The organism is Paraburkholderia sejongensis, assembly GCF_020880815.1.
Lineage (GTDB): Bacteria > Pseudomonadota > Gammaproteobacteria > Burkholderiales > Burkholderiaceae > Paraburkholderia > Paraburkholderia sejongensis.
This window is the reverse complement of the sequence record NZ_JAJITD010000001.1, coordinates 682,031-701,200: the sequence shown is the minus strand read 5'-3', so window position 1 is coordinate 701,200 and position 19,170 is coordinate 682,031. Positions and strand designations below refer to the sequence as shown.

Here is a 19,170-nt window from a genome sequence, read left to right as displayed (position 1 = left end):
GCACTGCGCGAGCTCGATCCACACGCGCTGCCACGCCGCAGCGGATAAAAAACCGATCACGTTTTCGCCAATGAAACTCACCCTCACGAACCGCGCGTGGCTGCCGCTCGTCGCGCTCGCCGCGTTGCTCGGCGGCTGCGCGGCGCAACAGCCCGTGTCGCTTTATCGATGGGACGGCTATCAGCCGCAGGTCTACGAATACTTCAAGGGACAGTCGAGTCCCGAGCAGCAGATCGACGCGCTCGAAAAAGCGCTGCAAACGATCACCGCGAAGGGCGCGACGCCGCCGCCCGGTTTCCATGCGCATCTGGGCATGCTGTACGCGAGCGTCGGCAAGGGCCAGCAGGCCGAGCAGCAGTTCGTCGCCGAGCGGCAGCTGTTTCCGGAGTCGTCGACCTACATGGACTTCCTGCTGAAGAAGAAGTCCGCCCAACCTTGAGAGCCACGCCATGCTGAAACTGATTTCCCTGAAGCTCGTCGCGGCGCTGTCGATCCTTGGTCTGTTCGCCGCGTGCGCGACGCAGCCGCGTCACGTCGATTACACCGCGTTCAAACAGGCGCAGCCGCGCTCGATTCTGGTGTTGCCGCCGCTCAACGACACGACCGACGTGAAGGCGTCGGAGGGCACGCTGTCGCAAATGACCAAGCCGCTCGCCGAAGCCGGCTACTACGTGATTCCGGTCGCGCTGATGGAGAAGACCTTCAAGCAGAACGGTCTGTCCGCGCCGGCCGATATCGAACAGGTGTCGCCGGCCAGGCTGCGCGAGATTTTCGGTGCGGACGCGGTGCTGTTTTCGAAGATCACGCAGTACGGTTCGGTCTATCGCGTGGTCGACTCGAATACGGTGGTGTCCGCGTCGGCAAAGCTGGTCGATCTGAAAAGCGGCGACGTGCTGTGGCAGAAAACGGCCACCGCCAGCGGCAAGGAACTCGGCGGCGTCTCGGTCAATGCGGGCGGCGTAATCGGCGCGCTGGTGCAGGCGGCGGTCAAGCAGGTTGCGCATTCGCTGTCGGACGAGAGCCACGCTGTCGCCGGCCTGACCAGCGAGCGGCTGCTGGGAGCCGGCCCGCCCGATGGGCTGTTGTATGGCCCGCGCTCGCCGAAGTTCGGCACGGACTGAGCGGCGCGGCAAGCAGCCCGTTGCACGATTGAAGGAAACCCGGCACGCAGCATGGTGCCGGGTTTTTTGTTTCGTTAGCGGTCCGGTTGGTGGAGCGCTGAGCCGTTGATCCGCGCGCTCGTGCAACCGCTCACGGCTTCAGCGGCTCGCCGGCTCGGTCCGTTTGAATAGTTGCCGCGCGAGCGAACACATCAGCGTCGTCGCCGGCGACTCGTCCTGCAGCCGTCGACTCATGATGATCGGCGAGGCCGCGTTCGCCGACGGAATCTGCCGGTACGCGACGCCATGCGCGCGCAAACCCTCGACACTTTGCGGCACCAGACACACGCCCACTTGCGCGGCGACCAGACCCAGCGCGGTTTGCAATTCCCGCACTTCGTGAATCGCTTTCGGTTCGAGCGCCTGGTCGTGCAGCGCCGAAATCTGCTGGTCCGCGTAACTCGGCCGCGGCGTGCTCGGATAGACGATCAGCGTTTCCTCGGCGAGCGCCGCGAGCGTCAGCGGCTTTTTCTGGCGTGCGAGCGGATGGTCCTGCGGCAGCGCGGCGATCATCGGTTCCTCGACCAGCACTTCGCGCGCGAGCTGCGCGTCGTCGAAACGCAGCCGCCCGAAGCCGACGTCGATACGGCCGCCTTTGAGCGCGGCCAGCTGCTCGATCGTGAACATCTCGATCAGCGACAGCTCGATATGCGGCGCGGCCTCGCGGAACGCGCGGATCACCGCCGGCAACGCGCCGTATAGCGTCGACGGCACGAAGCCGATCACGATCCGCTCGGCCAGTTGCGCTAGCCGGCGCGTGAGCGGCGCGAGCTCGTCGGCTTCATCGATCAGACGTTTCGCCTGCGTATAGAAAATCCGCCCGGCCTCGGTGAGCCGCAACGGCCGCGAGCCGCGCTCGAACAGCGGCAGGCCGACGCTTTCCTCGATTTGCTGGATCTGCCGCGACAGCGGCGGCTGCGTCATATGCAGGCGATTGGCCGCCCGTGTGATGTTCATTTCCTCGGCGACCGCGATGAAGTAGCGAAGTTGGCGAAATTCCATGCATGCCCCTGAGGTCTGGTCGTCTTGTCGTGCGCGTGTCGCGTGCGTTGACTGTATTGCGTGTATCGCGGTCCGGCTGTGCGCGAAGGCATCGAATGATAGCAACAGCTTGGCTACGAGCCGGTTCCCGACAGACCCGGGCGGCCCTGGGTCAGATGCCGGACCAGCGCTTTTTCGGCTCTCTGCATTGTCTGCAGCTCGCGCATGCAGATCAGCAGACGGCGCGTTGCCCACGGGTCGCTCAGTTCGATCGTGCGGATGCCCGGCGTGCCGCGATAGCGCCGCGCCGCGGTGGCCGGCACGATGCCGATGCCCGCACCCTGTTCGACCATCCGGCAGATGCCGTCGAAAGTGCGCACGTTCGCGCGATAGCTGAGCGCCTGGCCGGCCAGCAGCGCGCGCTCTCCGAGGTAGGTGTGCAGCGCGCTGTCGGCGGCGAGGCCGATGAACTCGCGCGTGCCAAGGTCCGCGAGCGCGACACGGCGGCGGCCGGCAAGCGGGTCGTCGCGGCTCGTGACCAGCACCATCCGGTCGATCGCGAACGGCAGCGTCTGCAACGCGCCGTGCTCGACCGCATCGGAGACGATGCCGAGTTCGGCCGCGCCGGTCAGCACCGCCTTCACGGTCTCGCTGCTCTGGCGCTCCTTCAGATCGATCTGCACGTTCGGGTGATCGCGCAGAAACGCGCCGATCGCCGACGGCAGGAATTCGGTCAGCGCCGCGGTGTTGGTCCACAGGCGGATGCACGCGCGGCGGCCCTGCTGATGCTCGCCGAGCTCGCCCTGCATCCGGTCGATCTGGCCGAGCACGAGACGCGCGTGATGCGCGAGCGTGTCGCCGGTCGGCGTCGACTCGACGCCGCGCCGGCCGCGTTCGAGCAGCGGCATGCCGAGCGCGTCCTCCATCCCGCGCAGCCGCGCGCTGGCCGACGGCAGCGACATGTTCGCGCGCGTCGCGCCATGCGTGATGCTGCCGGTGTCGAGAATGTGCAGGAAGAGCCGCAGGTCGATGAGGTCGAAGCGCATGGGATTGGACGGTCGGGTTGGCGCGGGTGCGCACGTGAGGGCGTGCCGGGATCGTGCGCAGGCGTCGATCGGGCCGCCGCTGTCACGCCGAAGCGCGATTGTGCATTAGGCTGAAACTAAGTCACGCTACGTATCTTACGCATTGTGAAGCGCCGGAGCGCACAGCACAATCGCCGGCATCCCGTGTCAAGCAGGCTTATCGCCGCGGCTTGTGTGGGCGACAAGCCGGCATGTGCCTCGGCCAACGCGTGCGCGGACGAATCAGCGCGATCGTTTTCCGGCGCTGGTTTTTTGCCTGTCTGCCGGGCTTGGGGATTCAATTGATCGCGCATGCCTTCGTTTAACTAAGGCGGGTTGGCCGCGCATATCGGAGGAGAGAATCGTGTGGTCCGTGGTGCTGGATACGGTTGGCGCGCTCGCGGTGCTGGCGAGCCTGGCTTTGCAGCTTGCGCTGCTGCTCAGGCAGTGAGGTCGGATGGGGCAGTCGGGTGGGGCCTGTGGCGACGGAGGTGGCCGCTTTCAGCGCTTCGCTCGCGCCCACGGGCGTCCTTTTTATTGCATGCTGCAAGCCCTTGCGCCCGACCTCCGCGCTGTTGCGTTGGTGTGCGTGATGCCACTTCGGAACCAGCGCCCGCAAGCCATTCGTAAACCACTCGAGTCAACTGGCTCCGCATCGATTGTTCGCCGCAACCGGCCGATCAATTCGCCGCCAGCCGCTTTATCGCCCACGCCCGCAACACTACATTGTGTCCAGTGACAGCGCCACTGCATCTCCAGCTTCAGCGGCGTGTGATCCCCGCGACTTCCCGCGAGGCACGCCGGCGCGAACCCTATTTGAGGACACGATCATGAGCAAGCTCACAGGCAAGGTAGCGGTTGTAACGGGTGCATCGAAGGGCATCGGTGCGGCGATTGCGAAGGCATTGGCGGCGCAGGGCGCATCGGTGGTGGTCAACTACGCGTCGAGCCGGGCCGGCGCCGACAAGGTGGTCGCCGACATCGTCGCGGCCGGCGGCAATGCGGTCGCGGTCGGCGGCGACGTGTCGAAAGCGGCGGACGCGAAGGGTATCGTTGACGCCGCGGTCGAAACGTATGGCCGGCTCGACATTCTCGTCAACAACTCGGGCGTCTACGAGTTCGCGGCGATCGAGGACATCACCGAAGCGCATTTCCATAAACATTTCGACGTCAACGTGCTCGGACTGTTGCTGGTGACCCAGGCGGCCGTCAAGCATCTGGGCGAAGGCGGCAGCATCGTCAACATCAGCTCGGTGGTGAGCCGCATCACGCCGGCGACCACCGCGGTCTACACGGCGACCAAGGGTGCGGTCGATGCGATCACCGGCGTGCTCGCGAAAGAACTCGGCCCGCGCAAGATCCGCGTCAATTCGGTCAATCCGGGCATGGTCGAAACCGAAGGCACCCATAGCGCGGGCGTGATCGGTTCGGACTTCGAAACGTGGGCGGTCAGCACGACGCCGCTCGGGCGCATCGGCAAGCCGGACGATATCGCGGATGTGGTGGCCTTCCTCGCATCGGATGACGCGCGCTGGTTGACCGGAGAAAGCCTGATCGCGAGCGGCGGCTCGCGTTAAGCGAAGGGACTGGACGGTCGCGGTGGCGCGGCCGTCGGGCCCGATGAAAGTTGGGCGGCGCGGCCAGGGGATGAAAGGCCGCGCCGGTTATCCGGCGCGCTTGGTCCGGGTAACGTGCACGCTCCGCCGCGTGACGAGGCTGCGGTGCTGCTTTATTTGAAGCCCGGAATTACAGCTCAGAATTGAAGCCCGGAATTCGAGCCCCCAATTGGAGCCCCGAATTGGAGCTCGAAGCGCGGCCACCGCCCACGCAATACCGTGCTATAGCAGCTCCTCATCGCCATCCAGACTTTCGCTCGCCACCGCAAACAGCGCATCGAGCAGATTCGATCCCGGCCGCTCGGCGAGCCGCGTCAGCGATTCGATCATCTGCACCTGGCAGTCCCGCAGCGGCACCATGCGGATGCGCCGCGACTCCTTGAACTCCGCGCGCGCGATCACGCCGACCCCCATCCCTTGCGCGACCGCTTCTTCCAGCGCCTCGCGACCGTCCACGTACAGCACCGGCTCGACCTGCAATGACGCGCGCACCAGCTCGATTTCGAGCAGTTGCTGCGTGACCGATTGCGGCTCGCGGAAAATCATCGGCTGTCTGACGAGTTCTGCATAGCTGAGACGGCGTTTTTTCGCGGCCGGCGAACTGGCCGGCACCATCGCGACCAGCGGCTCGCGCCGCAGCACCCGTGCATCGAGCCGGCTATGCACCTGCGGCGCGGCGGTGATCGCCGCATCGACCGCGCTCGACAGCACCCGCTGCATGCACTCGGCCGCGTTCGCAATCGACAACGTCACGACGATGCCCGGATGACGCCGCCGGAACGCGCCGATCAGCGCGACCGCGAGATCGGGCGCGTCGGCCGCCAGCGACAGCGAGCCGGATTCGAGTCCGCCCGCCGATTCGAGCAACTGGCGTGCGTCGCGCTCGCAGCTGCGCATCTGACGCGTGACGCTGAACAGGCGCAGCCCCAGTTCGGTGGTCTCGACGCCACGCGGTCCGCGCTCGAACAGCTTGACGCCGTAATCCTGTTCGAGCCGCCGCACATGATCGGACACCGCCGGCTGGGTCAGCGACAACGCCTGCGCCGCCTTCGAAAAACCGCCGTGTTCCGCGACCGCATGAAAGGCCCGCAATTGCGCGTATTGCACCTGTGCCTCGTGGTTTAGAGAGGGATAAGTTTTTACGATATCGGCATCGATTATATCGATTTTACCGATGAAAGCCGTTTCGCTACTGTGTGAACCATCGACCTCGCACGACGGAGTTCTACACATGGAAAGCGTGATCGGCGGTTCGCCGGCGGTATCGGCCGCACCCGCGGCAAGCTGCGGCACGAGCACGGACGGCAGCAGCGGCAGCAGCGTCCGCACCACCGGCACCGCAAGCTGCGCCGCACCAGCCGGCGGCGAACCGTATCTGCTGACCCCGGGCCCGTTGAGCACGGCGCTCGCGACCAAACAGGCGATGCTGCGAGACTGGGGCTCGTGGGACGGCGACTTCCGCGCGATGACCGCGCAACTGCGCGCGCGCCTGCTCGAAATCGCCGGCGACAGCGCGGGCGACTACGACTGCGTGCCGTTGCAGGGCAGCGGCAGCTACTGCGTCGAAGCGATGCTCGGCAGCCTGATCCCACGCGACGGCCACGCGCTGGTGCTCGCGAACGGCGCGTACGGCAAGCGCGCGGCCGCGACGCTCGGCTATCTTGGCCGCCGCTGCACGCTGCTCGACAAGGGCGACTACCTGCCGCCGCGCGGCGCCGAAGTCGCGCGCATGCTGGACGCCGATCCGGGCATCACGCACGTGGTCGCGATTCATTGCGAAACCAGCTCCGGCATCCTCAATCCGCTCGACGAAATCGCCGCGGCGGTCGCGCAGCACGGCCGCAAGCTGCTGATCGATTCGATGAGCGCGTTCGGCGCGCTGCCGCTCGACGTGCGCGACATCGCGTGTGACGCGTTCGTGTCGTCGGCGAACAAGTGCATCGAAGGGGTGCCCGGTTTTGGCTTCGTGATCGCGCGCAAGAGCGCGCTGCGTGAAGCGCGCGGCCGCAGCCATTCGCTCGCGCTCGATCTGTACGATCAATGGGACGTGATGAACCGCACCGGCCAATGGCGCTTCACGCCGCCGACCCATACCGTCGCCGCGTTCGTCGAGGCGCTGCGGCTTTTCGAGCTGGAGGGCGGCCGACCGGCGCGGCTCGCGCGCTATGAGAACAATCGCGACGTGCTGGTCGACGGGATGCGCGCGCTCGGCTTCGAGCCGCTCCTGAGCGCGCACTGGCGCTCGCCGGTCATCGTGACGTTTTTTTCGCCCGCGCAGCCGGCGTTCGAATTCTCGCGCTTTTACGAACTGATGAAACAACAAGGCTTCATCATCTATCCGGGCAAGCTGACCGCGGTGGACAGCTTTCGCATCGGCTGCATCGGGCAAGTGGACGCGCAGGTGATGCGCAGGGTGGTCGATGCGTGCGCGCAGACGCTGCGCGCAATGGGTGTGACTGACGCCGCGCCGCCCGCCGCCGCGCTCGCGGAACGCCAGGCGCTCGCACAGGCCGCGTGAGCCTGGCGGCAGGCAGCAGCGGCATTCGACACACACGATTCGACACACACAGATTGGCATTGCTGAGGATCGACACGATGAAACACGTCAAGGCGGTGATTTTCGATTGGGCCGGCACGGTGGTCGACTACGGTTCGCGCGCGCCGATGGGCGCGTTCGTCGAGACCTTCGAGCAGTTCGGCGTGCCGATCACGATCGACGAAGCGCGCGGCCCGATGGGCATGGCCAAGCGTCCGCATATCGCGGCGCTGCTGGCGCTGCCGCGCGTCGCGCGCGCATGGACCGACAAATACGGCCACGCGCCGGGCGAAGCCGATATCGATGCGGTGTACGACGTATTCGTGCCGAAGAACGTCGCGGTCGCGGCGAGTTACAGCGCGGTGATTCCGGGCGTCGCGCAGGTCGCGAGCGCGTTGCGCGAGGACGGTGTGCGGATCGGCACGACCACCGGCTATACCCGTGAGATCATCGACGAAATCGTGCCGGGCGCGGCCGCGCAGGGTTTTTCGCCGGACAGCATCGTGTGCACCGGCGACACGCCGCAAGGGCGGCCGTCGCCGTACATGATCTACCGGACGCTGCCGCAGCTGGGCGTGTGGCGCGCGAGCGAAACGATCAAGGTCGACGATACCGGGGTCGGCATCGAGGAGGGGATCAACGCCGGCACGTGGGCGGTCGGCGTCGCAGTGAGCGGCAATGCGCTCGGGCTGAGCGAAGCCGAGGTGAAGGCGCTGCCAGCCGACGAGTTCGCCGCGCGCCGCGCGCGGGCCATCGATTGCCTGAAAGCGGCGGGCGCCCATTACGTGATCGACAGCGTCGCCGATCTGCTGCCGGTGGTCTACGAGATCGACGCGCGGCTCGCGCGCGGCGAGCGGCCGTGACGCCGGAGCGGCCCGCGTGATGAGGGTCCCGTGCGCCGCGCCTACTCGAAATAACCGACCGCGAGATCGATGAACTCGCGCACCTTGCGCGGCACGAATTCGCGGCTCGGATACACGAGCGACACCGCCACATCGCCGTTGAGCACCGTATAGCCGTCGAGCACGCGCACCAGCGTACCGGCGCGCAATTCGTCCTCGACCATCTCCAGCGGCAGCAGCGCGATCCCCATCGCGCCGAGCGCGGCCTGCTTCTGCATGATCATGCTGTTGACCGTGAACGACGCGTCGATCGCGATGTTTTCGCCATCGTCGCCGGCGTTATCGGCGTGCTCGACGTGCTTGGCGTGGCCGCGGCGAAACACCCACGTCGTCCCGGCGGTATCGAACGGCGCGGCGATCAGCCGGTGCTGCGTGAGTTCGGCCGGCGTTTGCGGCGTGCCGGCCTGGTGCAGATACGCGGCGGCCGCGACCGGCACCGCGTGCGAGTTGATCAGCCGCCGCACCACCAGCGACTCCGAGCGGATCATGTGCTCGGTGACGATGCCGACATCGAACCCGCCTTCGAGCAGATCGACGCGCTTTTCCGTCAGCGTCACGCGCAGATTGACCTGCGGAAAACGCGCCTGATATTCGGCGAACAGCGGCGTGAGCCGGAATAGCGAAAAACTGCCGAGCGCGACGATGCGCAGATCGCCGGCGACTTCGCGCGACGCGGTGCTCGCGCGCGACTCGATTTCCTCGAGTTCGGCGAGCACCACCCGGCAGCCGTCCGCGTATTGCGCGCCGGCTTCGGTCAGCACGACCTTGCGGGTGGTGCGCTGGAACACGCGGATGCCCAGATGCTGTTCGAGGCTCGACACGTGGCGCGTGACGACCGAGGTCGATACGCCGAGCTGCGCGGCCGCCTGGGCGAAGCTGCCGACGTCGGCGACCTTCACGAAGGCCTGCATGGCCTGGAAAAGATTGATCATCTGAATTAAAAGCGTCGTTGTTGTAGCGGCCGGCCGGCTTTGCGTCGCCGCCTCATAGATCCACCAGCACACCGTCGCGCGCGACCACCCGCCCGTTCGACACCACCAGCCGCCGCGGCGGCCGCGCGACGATCGCATGCGCGAGCGTGTCCGCGTCGACCAGCACCAGATCGGCGCGCGCGCCCGGCTGCAGACCATAGTCGGCAAAGCCGCACGCGTGCGCGGCGACGCTGCTCACGCAATCGAATGCAAGCGCGAGATCGTCGTCGCGCCGCAGCCCGTAGCGCATCGCAATTAGCATCGCGCGTTCCAGCATATCGGGCGAGCCGTACGGGGTCCACGTATCGCGAATCCCGTCGTTGCCGCCGAACAGCGTGACGCCGTGCTCGCGGCAGGCCGCGAGCGGCGGCACCGGCACTGCCGCGGGCGCGGTGGTCAGCAGCGCGACGCGCAGCGCCGCGAGACGTTCGAGCAGCGCATCGCGCTCGCGCTCGGGCAGCGCGCCGAGACAGAACGCGTGACTGACCACGACTTGCCCCTGCATGCCGAGGGCGGCGACCCGGTCGAGCAGCAGGCCGAGCGTGAACGCGCCGACTTCGCCCGGCTCATGCAGGTGAATATCGATCGGCTTGCCGTGGCGCTGGGCAATCTCGAAGCTCAGATCGAGCGATTTGACCGGGTCGCCGTCGATCAACGCCGGATCGAGTGCGCCGAGCACGTCGGCACCGGCGGCCAGCGCGCGGTCGAGCAGCTCGGCGGTGCCGGGCCGGCCGAGCAGCCCCGATTGCGGAAACGCGACGATCTGCATCTCCAGGACGTCGCGCAGCGTGTCGCGCGTGGCCAGCACGCCGTCGAGATGGCGCAACCCGGCGTCGGTATCGATATCGACGTGGGTGCGCACGCGCGTCGTGCCCATTTGCACAAACGCGCGCGCCAGCGCAAGCGATTGGGTGCCGGCATCATGACCACTGCGGGCACGCCAGTGCCGCTCGTTTTCGATCCGGTCGGTCAGCCGCGCGCCGACCTCGTTGCGGTACCACGGCAAGCCCCAATTGGTTTTGTCCAGATGCGTATGACCTTCGACGAACCCGGGCAGCAGTAGCGCGCCCGCGCCGTCCTCGATCCGCACCGCGTCCTGCCGCGGCAGAGCGGCGCCGAGCGCGGCGATCCGGCCGTCGGCGATCGCCACGTCGACGTGGCGGCCGTCGGCGACGCGCACATTGGTAATCAGCGACACGGGCGTGGCGGCGGGCGGGGCGGTCTTGGTCATGGCGGCGAAGGGATAAAAGAGGGCAATACGGCAGGGGGTGAAACGGCGGCGCCGGGCGCAACGCGCGATGGTACGCCCAACCGGCAATCAATACGTGCCTGATACGTCAGATAACGCGCCAGTTAATCAGCAATTCGAGCAGCGCGATTCGATCAGCGCGACGGCCGGAATAATCGCCCGGGGCGGTCCCGGGCGCCGCCCCGGCACGCCGAAACGCACCGCGCCGGGAGGCTAAAACGGCAGGCCCGGCGCCCGTTCAGGCTATACTCCCGCGTAACTTGCCTGATCGCCGGGCATGCACGATACTCTTTTGTTACCCCCAAATCTCCCCGTACGTCGAGTTTAACGCTACAGCATATGAGTACAATTCTTGAGAATGTTCCGGTCGGCCAGAAGGTCGGTATCGCCTTTTCCGGTGGCCTCGACACCAGCGCCGCGCTGCACTGGATGCGCAAGAAAGGCGCCGTGCCGTACGCCTACACCGCCAATCTCGGCCAGCCCGACGAGGACGACTACGATTCGATCCCGCGTCGCGCGACGCAATACGGCGCCGAAGGCGCGCGCCTGATCGACTGCCGCGCGCAACTGGTCGCCGAAGGCATCGCAGCCCTGCAATGCAGCGCGTTTCATATCTCGACGGCGGGCATCACCTACTTCAACACCACCCCGATCGGCCGCGCGGTAACCGGCACGATGCTGGTCGCCGCGATGAAGGAAGACGGCGTCAACATCTGGGGCGACGGCAGCACCTACAAGGGCAACGACATCGAGCGTTTCTACCGCTACGGTCTGCTCGTGAACCCGGATTTGAAGATCTACAAGCCGTGGCTCGACCAGCTGTTCATCGACGAACTCGGCGGCCGTTCGGAAATGTCGGAATTCATGCGCCAGTCGGGCTTCGACTACAAGATGTCGGCCGAAAAAGCGTATTCGACCGACTCGAACCTGCTCGGCGCGACCCACGAAGCGAAGGACCTCGAAAGCCTCGAGTCCGGCATCCGCATCGTCAATCCGATCATGGGCGTCGCGTTCTGGCGCGACGACGTGCAGGTCGCCCGCGAAGAAGTGACGATCCGCTTCGAGGAAGGCCAGCCGGTCGCGCTGAACGGCAAGACCTTCCCGAACCAGGTCGAACTGCTGCTGGAAGCGAACCGGATCGGCGGCCGTCATGGTCTCGGCATGAGCGACCAGATCGAGAACCGCATCATCGAAGCGAAGAGCCGCGGCATCTATGAAGCCCCGGGCCTCGCGCTGCTGCACATCGCGTACGAGCGCCTCGTGACCGGCATCCACAACGAGGACACGATCGAGCAGTACCGCGAAAACGGCCGGCGCCTGGGTCGTCTGCTGTACCAGGGCCGGTGGTTCGATCCGCAGGCCATCATGCTGCGCGAAACCGCGCAACGCTGGGTCGCGCGTGCGATCACCGGCGAAGTGACGGTCGAACTGCGTCGCGGCAACGACTACTCGATCGTCAGCACGAAGTCGCCGAACCTCACGTATCAGCCGGAGCGTCTGTCGATGGAGAAGGTCGCATCGACGTTCTCGCCGAAGGACCGGATCGGCCAGCTGACGATGCGCAACCTCGACATCAAGGACACGCGCGAAAAGCTGCGTATCTACTCGCAGGTCGGGCTGCTGTCGTCGAGCGAAACCTCGGCGCTGCCGCAGGTGAAGAGCGACAAGGAGTAACGCTGCAGGCACGGCGGCGGTTTCTGGACGCCGCTACCCGCGCCTCGATGAATGGGCCGGCTCGCGAGAGCCGGCCCATTTTGTTTGGGCGTCGATTACCTGCCGATCCCAGATTTCGGGCTCAAGTTTCATAGGGCTATGCCGTTGACATAGGCTGATCCCAATCTGGAACTCCGCCGTGCAACTTGCCTACAGTAACGACCGCCTCGCCAGCCGGATGCCAGCCGACCCGTCCGCCGCCGGCGAAGCCGAGGTGGAGTCGTCGGTCATCGAATGGCTGTTGCACGACGATCAGGTGATGCGCGAGTGCTTCACGCACGCGGCGGAGATTCTGAAGAGCGTGACCGGCGCGGCGATCACCGCAATCGTGCTGCTCGACGAGGAACATCAGCACTATCGCGCCGAGGTCGGGATGGCGATGCCGCTGGTGTCGCGCGCGCGTTCGCTGGCCGACTACGCGGTACGCGATGACGAGCTGTTCGTGATCGAGGACGCGCATCGCGATACGCGTTTCAACGACTGCATGCTGGTGCAGCGTCATCCGTTCGTACGTTTTTACGCGGCGCTCGCGCTGCGCGCGCCGCACGGCGAGATCGTCGGCGCGCTGTGCGCGATGGACCCGCAGCCGGGCCGGCTCGACGACGGCCAGCGCGGGGTGTTCCATCACCTGCGCGCGATGATCGAAAACGATCTGAAGATGCGCACCGCGACCGCGATCGATCCGCTCACACAGCTGTATAACCGGCGTTTTCTGCTGGAGAGCATCGCGCGGCGCTGGAAGGAGGCGCGCGACGGCGACGTGATGGGCTCGGTGGTCGTCGATGTTGACTGGTTCAAGCAGTACAACGACACCTACGGTCACCAGGCCGGCGATCACTGTCTGCGCCGGGTCGCGTCGGTCATGCAGGCGGCCGCCGACAACGAGCGCATCGTCGCCGGACGGATGGGCGGCGAGGAGTTCGGGCTGCTGGTGCTGGATGCGCATCCCGCAGTGCTCGAACACACGCTGGAGACGCTGCGGCGCGGCGTCGCCGAACTCGCGATCGAGCATCGCGCGTCGCCGCTCGGCGTGGTGACGGTCAGCATCGGCGCGGCGCTCACGCGCATCACCGAGCTGTCGCGGCCCGCGCATCGCGACGGCTTCGCGAGCGCCGACCGTGCGCTATATAGCTCGAAGCACAACGGACGAAATCGCGTGACGATGGCCTGATGCGCGCCGCGCCGAGCGGGCGGGATCGTCAGCGATCCTGACCGTTGAAATCGCAACGAGTCGCCGAAAAAGCCCTGCATGCAGGGCTTTTTGCGTTGTGCCGTGGGTCCATAAGGTTGCCTTAAGCTCGCGCTGGTCAGATGTAAGGTCAAACAGCGAAGAGAACAATAATGATGACCCATGGAGCGAAACCGGGCCGGCTGGCGCACAAGCATCAGTACCGGTCGATCTACCGGCTCGAACTGGCGCGGGGCAGTTCGTACATCGCGAGCACGCTGAGCCCCGAGAGTCTGCGCTCGGCGATTGCCGAAGTGCTGGACGAATTCAGCCGGCAATATGGTCAGGACAAACTGCCGGTGTTTCGCGAACTGCTCGCGGAGAATCTCGAAGACCGGGCAAACGGCAACGCCGCGCACGCGGTGCGCAATTTTGCGCGGCCCGAGTGACGGACCTGCGGGGCCGGCTCAAGCGCCGAGCAGCTTCAACCCGACCGGCAACGATTCGCCGAACACGCGGCCTTCGTCCGCATTATCGAGTGCGACCGCTTCGCTGACCATCGTGATCCATGCGCGCGGCGCGTTCGCCGTTTCGAGCCGGCGCACGACCGTCGCGCGCAGTTCGTCAGACAGATCGCGCGAGCGGTCGCCGGTCATCCGCGCGATCTGCACCGCGGCGAACGCGGCCGGATCGACCTTCTTCCAGTCGAGCGCGAGGATCGCACCGAGCCATTGCGCGGCGACCTCGGGCGGCACCACGTTGTGCGCGCTGCCGTAGAACGGCTGGCGCGCGCCGATCCGGCCGACCGCCCACCAGCTCTGATGATTTTCGGCGGGTTTCTTCAGACGCGTCAGCACCGCTTCGCCGAGTTCGATCTTGCGCTCGGCCGGAATCCGTTCGAGCGATGCGGACAGCCGCACCATATCGGCGAAGCCGGTCTTCGCGACATCGAACGGCAGCTTGTGGCGCGATTGCGCGGCCTTTTGCAGATAGTCCATCGCGTCGAGCACGCGCAGTTGCGCGTCTTCGTTCAGACCGCCGGCCGCGCGCCGCCACAGCGTCCACCACTCGGACCATACCTGGCTGTCCTGCACGTACTGGATGCCGTCGTCGAACAGCGTCCACAGCTGCTCGACGCGCCATTCGTCGAGCGGATAGCCGAAGCCGGGCCGTACGCAATAGCCGGCCAGATTCAGCCACAGTCGTTCGTGATCGACCGAGCGACGGCGGCGCCGCGCGCGTTCCCACAGCGCGCCGAACAGTTCGCGCAGCAACGCGCTGTTCCAGCTCTCGCGCGGGCCGAGCAGGTGTTCGAGCTGCGCGCGCAGCCGTTTGATTTCCTTCGGATCGACGTTGTGCGCGCGCGCGCCGAACGAGCGGTCGATCAGCTCGATCGCGCGATCGAGCGCCGGGTGGCGCTGCGTTGCGGCGTCGCCGCCGAGCTCCACTTGCGTGTGCTCGCCGCGCAGCTGGAAGGCGAGCAGCCAGCGTTGCGACGGCTCGTCGAGTTCGATGCAGTGCACGTCGAGCGTGCCCACTTCGGTCAGCGACGTCGCGATACGTACCGCGGTTTGCTGCGCGCGCTGGCCGTCGCGGGGCTGCACGACGGTCGCGAGCGGCGGCAGCCGCACGAAGTCGGCGCCGCTCAGTTCGACCAGCTCGCCGGCCTGATAGACGGTGTCCGCGCTCGACGACACCAGGTGAAAGCGCACCGGCTGGCCGAGTTGCAGAGAAAAGGTGCGCTCGGCGAGCAGGATTTCGTGTGCTTCCTCGGTGCCGCGCGGCAGCAGACAGATGCCGCGTGGTGCCGGCGCGTCGCTGGCTTCGCCTGGTTGCGGGGAAGCGGGCGAGTCGTCGAGGACGAGGAAATAGCTGCGCGGCGAGCCGCCGCCGATCTTCGGCGCGAAGCCCGCGCGCGCGAGCGTGTACGCGACCGCGCCGCGCGCGACCGCGACGTCGGGGTTGTCGTTGTGCAGTACGTTCAGCGGCGCGCCGCGCCAGTCGCCGAGCGTGTCGGCGAGCCGCCGCGCGAGCGCGTCCGCGCGAAATACGCCGCCGTTCAGCAGCAGCGTGTCGGGGATGGGCAGGGCAGGCGGCTCGTCCGCCGAAGCCTGGCCCAGCGCGCTGCGCGACTGCGCGGCGAAGCGTTCGAGAAACGCCGCGATATGCCGGGTAACCGCCGCATCGGTCGCGTACGGCAGACCGAATTCGACGATCGCGCCGCGCGCCCGGCCGGGCCGTTCGTGAGCGCCGACGCGCGGAAAGAAACCGTCGACGATGATTTTTTCGACCTCGTCGCGCGACACCTGCGCGCTGCGCGCGCCGCCGATCAGCTTCGAGCCCGCGCCGAGCAGCGTGACCGACGCCGTGGCCGGCGCGTCGTCGCCGAGCAACTGCTCCTTGACCGCGCGGCACCGCTCGACCAGTTGCGACAGGCTCGCCGCCGACAGCCGTTGCGGCGGCTGGCCCTGAGTATTGGAAGACGCTCCCGGCAGGCGCGCCTCGACCAGATGCGCGAGCGCGAGGTCCATGTTGTCGCCGCCGAGCATCAGATGATTGCCGACGCCGATACGCGTGAGCTTCGGTTCGCCGTTCTCGCCGAGCGCGACCTCGATCAGCGTTAGATCGGTGGTGCCGCCGCCGACGTCGCAGATCATCACGAGCCGGGTCTGAGCGAGCGCGTCGCCGAGCTCGTCGCGATGCCGGAACAGCCAGTCGTAGAACGCGGCCTGCGGCTCTTCGAGCAGCCGCAGCGAGGTGAGCCCCGCGAGCCGCGCGGCTTCGACGGTCAACGCGCGCGCGCCTTCATCGAACGACGCCGGCACCGTCAGCACCACGTCCTGCTGTTCGAGCGGCGCATCCGGAAAGCGCTGGTTCCACGCGGCGCGCACATGCGCGAGATAACTCGCGCTCGCGTCGACGGGCGAGACCTTGCGCACGTCGTCGGGCGCGCCCCACGGCAGGATCGGCGCGACCCGGTCGACCGACGCATGCGACAGCCAGCTTTTCGCGCTCGCCACGAGCCGCCCCGGCACCTGCGCGCCGAGCGCGCGCGCGAGGCGGCCGAGCACGAACGGCGCGGATGCGGGTTTGCTGTTGCCCGCGGCCGGAGTGGGCGACCATGGCAACTGCAAATCCGCCGCGCTCAGCTCACCGTCGGCCGGGTGATAACGCACCGACGGCAGCAGCGGCCGCGCGGCGACTTCGCCGGGACTGACGAGCTGTTCGATCTCGAACACCCGGATCGCCTGCGAGCCGCTTTGCGCATACGCGAGCACCGTGTTGCTGGTGCCCAGGTCGATGCCGACGCTGTACCGGCGCTTCATCTCAGTCATGCATTGGGGTTGCCGCGCACGTCGAATTCGACCTTCCAGCGCTCATCCGAGCCGCGCGGGATCGCTTCGAGTTCGAGCGTGCCCGCTTCGGTCACGCGCGCATGCAGCTTGACCGGCACGACTTCGCCGGCAGTGCGGCCGGCCGCGGGCAGCGTCGCCTGGATTTCCTCGAGCTCCTGCAATTCCTCGGGGCCCCAGAAGTCGAGCAGCGTGCCGACCTGATCCTGACGGCGCACCGACGAACCGAAGAAGCGGAAATGCACCGGCTCGCCGACCACGAGGCCGAATTCCTGCGCGGGCAACTCGGCATCGGTGCCTTCTTCCATCCCGAACGGCGCGACGCACAGCGCCTGCACCGGCGGTTCGAGCCCCGGCACGGCCGGCATCGCCGATTCGATCGCGATGTAGTACGCACGCGCGGTGCCGCCGCGAATCCGCACGCCGCGGCCGCGCCGCACGTAACCGTAGTAGGCCGCGCCGCGCGCGACCGCCAGATCCAGATCCGCGCCGGCCAGCAGCCGCGCGCTCGCCGCGCCGTCCGCGCCGAGCCAGCTGTTGAGCGTGCCCATCAGGCGCTCGACGAGCAGCGTCGACTTGAACACGCCGCCGTTGAACAGCACCGCGGTCGGATGCAGGAACGTCGCGTTGCCGTTCGCACGTTCGCTCAGACCCGGCAGTTCGGCCAGCGCGCCGACCTGACGGCCGAGGAACGCCGCCAGATGACGGGTGATGCCGGCGTCCTGCGCATACGGCAGGCCGAGCTGCGTGAGACCGACTCGCGCGCGGCTGACCGGGCGCGCGGCGCTGTCCACCTGCGGGAAGAAGCCTTCGAGAATCGTCTGCGTGAGTTCGGTGCGGGTCAGCTCGGTGCGGATCGAGCCGCCGATCAGCTTCGAGCCGCGGCTCGGCACGACCAGCGGGACGGTGTCGGTGGCCGGGTCGCTGAGCAGCGTTTCCTTCGCCGAGCGGCACGCGTAGGTGAGCGCGCGCAGTTGCCACGCATCGGCCTGGGTGCCCTGGGCGGCGAGTTTGCGCGCGACCACGTGCGCGAGCGCGAGGTCCATGTTGTCGCCGCCGAGCAGGATGTGCTCGCCGACCGCGACGCGATGCAGTTCGAGATTGCCGTCGCGTTCGATCACCGCGATCAGCGACAGGTCGGTGGTGCCGCCGCCGACATCGACCACGAGGATGATGTCGCCGACCCGCACCTGCTTGCGCCACTCGCCGCCGCTCTTCTCGATCCAGCTATAGAGCGCGGCCTGCGGTTCTTCGAGCAGCGTCATGCGCGAGAAGCCGGCGGCCTGGGCCGCTTCGGCGGTCAGCTCGCGCGCGGCCGGATCGAACGACGCGGGGATCGTCACCGTCACGTCCTGGTCGGCGAACGGCGCGTCCGGGTGGGTGTGGTCCCAGGCCTCGCGCAGATGGCTCAGATAGCGCATCGAGCTTTCGAGCGGCGATACGCGCGCGACTTCGGGCGGCGCATCGTTCGGCAGGATCGCCGCGCGGCGGTCGACGCCCGGATGGCACAGCCAGCTCTTCGCGCTCGACACCAGCCGGATCGGCGTGCCGGCGCCGCGGCTGCGCGCGAATTCGCCGACCGCGAAGTTGCGCTCGCCGGTCCACGGCAAATACAGGTCGCCGGCTGCGAGTTCGTCCGGATGCGGCAGATAGAGGAACGACGGCAGCAGCGGCAGGTTGTCGATCGCGCCGGGGCCGGTCAGTTGCGGGACCGCCAGCACTTCCTGGACGGTCTTTTCGCCGTCGCTCGCGTGCGTGTCGACGTAGGACAGCGCGCAGTGGGTGGTACCGAGGTCGATACCGATCGAATAGCGGGCGTCGCTCACAGTTCCACCTCCGCCGGCGCGATGATCTTCGCATTGTGGCCGTCCGCGAGTTTCGGCAGACGCACGTCGTCGACGCGCCAGCCGCGATGGCTGATGCTGCCGCTGAACGGCGCGCTGCCGACCACGTTGCCGGTCAGGCGCACCGCGCTCGCGTCGAAACCTTCGGGCAGCGTCACGCGGCTGCCTTCGGCTTCGTCGCGCACCGGGCGGATCGTAAAGTGCTCGCGCAGCGTCGCGCGGCAGCCTTCGTGGACGAGGCGGGCGGCCGCGCCGATATCGGCGTCGCTATAGCCCTTGATGTCTTCCTCGACGAAATCGATCAGGCGCGCGTCGCGTTGCAGCAGGCCGAGCAGTTGCAGCGCGGCGTCGGGGCTCGCCTGTTTGAGCACCGGCGCGGGTTGCGGCTTCGGCTGCGGGGCCGGCGCGGGGGTGGGGGCCGCCGCCGGGGCAGCGGCCGCGCCGGCGGTTGCGCCGATCGTTGCGCCGTTACGCAGGCGCAGCACGTCGGCGGCGAACTCGCGATTGCCGAGGATGCTGAAAAATGCGCCGACGGCCAGTGAAATCCGGCGGGCAAAGGATGGGTTCGAATCGCTCATAAAGGCTCCTGATCTGCTCTGTCAACGGACGAGCG

At 67.3% G+C, this 19,170-nt stretch carries 16 protein-coding genes; 8 read left to right on the top strand and 8 right to left on the bottom strand.

Going from position 1 to position 19,170, the window contains the following annotated elements:
* Nucleotides 1-70 precede the first annotated feature (70 nt).
* Both LJ656_RS02935 and LJ656_RS02930 read left to right on the top strand, forming a co-directional pair.
* Nucleotides 71-439: a DUF4810 domain-containing protein gene (locus tag LJ656_RS02935; protein ID WP_230507764.1), complete on the top strand. Its 369-nt coding sequence runs from the start codon at nt 71-73 to the stop codon at nt 437-439.
* 10 nt (nt 440-449) lie between these two features.
* Nucleotides 450-1,121 (top strand): DUF799 domain-containing protein, encoded by a 672-nt coding sequence (locus tag LJ656_RS02930; protein WP_230507763.1) that lies wholly within the window; start codon nt 450-452, stop codon nt 1,119-1,121.
* Nucleotides 1,122-1,259: 138 nt separating this feature from the next.
* Here the strand turns inward: LJ656_RS02930 and LJ656_RS02925 are convergent, their stop codons facing one another.
* Nucleotides 1,260-2,162 (bottom strand): LysR family transcriptional regulator, encoded by a 903-nt coding sequence (locus tag LJ656_RS02925; RefSeq protein ID WP_230507762.1) that lies wholly within the window; start codon nt 2,160-2,162, stop codon nt 1,260-1,262.
* 113 nt (nt 2,163-2,275) lie between these two features.
* Nucleotides 2,276-3,187 carry a LysR family transcriptional regulator gene (locus tag LJ656_RS02920; RefSeq protein ID WP_230507761.1) on the bottom strand — a complete coding sequence of 304 codons (912 nt, stop codon included), beginning with the start codon at nt 3,185-3,187 and terminating at the stop codon, nt 2,276-2,278.
* 848 nt (nt 3,188-4,035) lie between these two features.
* On the opposite strand from LJ656_RS02920, the gene LJ656_RS02915 reads away from it, so the two are divergent.
* A complete protein-coding gene (locus LJ656_RS02915; protein WP_230507760.1) occupies nt 4,036-4,782 on the top strand; it encodes a glucose 1-dehydrogenase in 747 nt (248 codons plus the stop codon).
* 261 nt (nt 4,783-5,043) lie between these two features.
* Here LJ656_RS02915 and LJ656_RS02910 read toward each other — a convergent pair whose 3' ends face one another.
* Nucleotides 5,044-5,928: a LysR substrate-binding domain-containing protein gene (locus tag LJ656_RS02910; protein ID WP_230507759.1), complete on the bottom strand. Its 885-nt coding sequence runs from the start codon at nt 5,926-5,928 to the stop codon at nt 5,044-5,046.
* Nucleotides 5,929-6,052: 124 nt separating this feature from the next.
* Between LJ656_RS02910 and LJ656_RS02905 the strand changes: the two genes are divergently transcribed.
* Together LJ656_RS02905 and phnX are read left to right on the top strand one after the other, a co-directional pair.
* A complete protein-coding gene (locus LJ656_RS02905) occupies nt 6,053-7,339 on the top strand; it encodes a 2-aminoethylphosphonate--pyruvate transaminase (RefSeq protein ID WP_230507758.1) in 1,287 nt (428 codons plus the stop codon).
* A 77-nt stretch (nt 7,340-7,416) separates the two neighbouring features.
* Nucleotides 7,417-8,220: a phosphonoacetaldehyde hydrolase gene (phnX, locus tag LJ656_RS02900; protein WP_230507757.1), complete on the top strand. Its 804-nt coding sequence runs from the start codon at nt 7,417-7,419 to the stop codon at nt 8,218-8,220.
* A gap of 41 nt (nt 8,221-8,261) precedes the next feature.
* Here phnX and LJ656_RS02895 read toward each other — a convergent pair whose 3' ends face one another.
* Nucleotides 8,262-9,191: a LysR family transcriptional regulator gene (locus LJ656_RS02895; protein WP_230507756.1), complete on the bottom strand. Its 930-nt coding sequence runs from the start codon at nt 9,189-9,191 to the stop codon at nt 8,262-8,264.
* 52 nt (nt 9,192-9,243) lie between these two features.
* Nucleotides 9,244-10,461, bottom strand: a complete 1,218-nt coding sequence (locus LJ656_RS02890) for an amidohydrolase family protein (RefSeq protein ID WP_230507755.1) — start codon at nt 10,459-10,461, stop codon at nt 9,244-9,246.
* A gap of 357 nt (nt 10,462-10,818) precedes the next feature.
* On the opposite strand from LJ656_RS02890, the gene argG reads away from it, so the two are divergent.
* The 3 genes from argG (at nt 10,819) to LJ656_RS02875 (ending at nt 13,809) form a co-directional block, all read left to right on the top strand.
* On the top strand, nt 10,819-12,153 hold the full coding sequence (argG, locus tag LJ656_RS02885; RefSeq protein ID WP_230507754.1) for an argininosuccinate synthase: 1,335 nt from the start codon (nt 10,819-10,821) through the stop codon (nt 12,151-12,153).
* A 178-nt stretch (nt 12,154-12,331) separates the two neighbouring features.
* Nucleotides 12,332-13,363, top strand: a complete 1,032-nt coding sequence (locus tag LJ656_RS02880; protein ID WP_230507753.1) for a GGDEF domain-containing protein — start codon at nt 12,332-12,334, stop codon at nt 13,361-13,363.
* A gap of 170 nt (nt 13,364-13,533) precedes the next feature.
* Nucleotides 13,534-13,809 (top strand): hypothetical protein, encoded by a 276-nt coding sequence (locus tag LJ656_RS02875; protein ID WP_230507752.1) that lies wholly within the window; start codon nt 13,534-13,536, stop codon nt 13,807-13,809.
* 18 nt (nt 13,810-13,827) lie between these two features.
* On the opposite strand, the gene LJ656_RS02870 is transcribed toward LJ656_RS02875, so the two are convergent.
* The 3 genes from LJ656_RS02870 to LJ656_RS02860 are packed head-to-tail and all read right to left on the bottom strand — an operon-like array spanning nt 13,828 to nt 19,135.
* Nucleotides 13,828-16,695, bottom strand: coding sequence for an Hsp70 family protein (locus LJ656_RS02870; RefSeq protein WP_230507751.1), 2,868 nt, complete (start codon nt 16,693-16,695; stop codon nt 13,828-13,830).
* On the bottom strand, nt 16,692-18,539 hold the full coding sequence (locus LJ656_RS02865; RefSeq protein WP_230507750.1) for an Hsp70 family protein: 1,848 nt from the start codon (nt 18,537-18,539) through the stop codon (nt 16,692-16,694). The genes LJ656_RS02870 and LJ656_RS02865 overlap by 4 nt, the downstream gene beginning before the upstream one ends.
* A complete protein-coding gene (locus tag LJ656_RS02860) occupies nt 18,536-19,135 on the bottom strand; it encodes a DUF2760 domain-containing protein (protein WP_230507749.1) in 600 nt (199 codons plus the stop codon). Before LJ656_RS02860 ends, LJ656_RS02865 begins: the two co-directional genes overlap by 4 nt.
* Between the last annotated feature and the right edge of the window lie 35 nt (nt 19,136-19,170).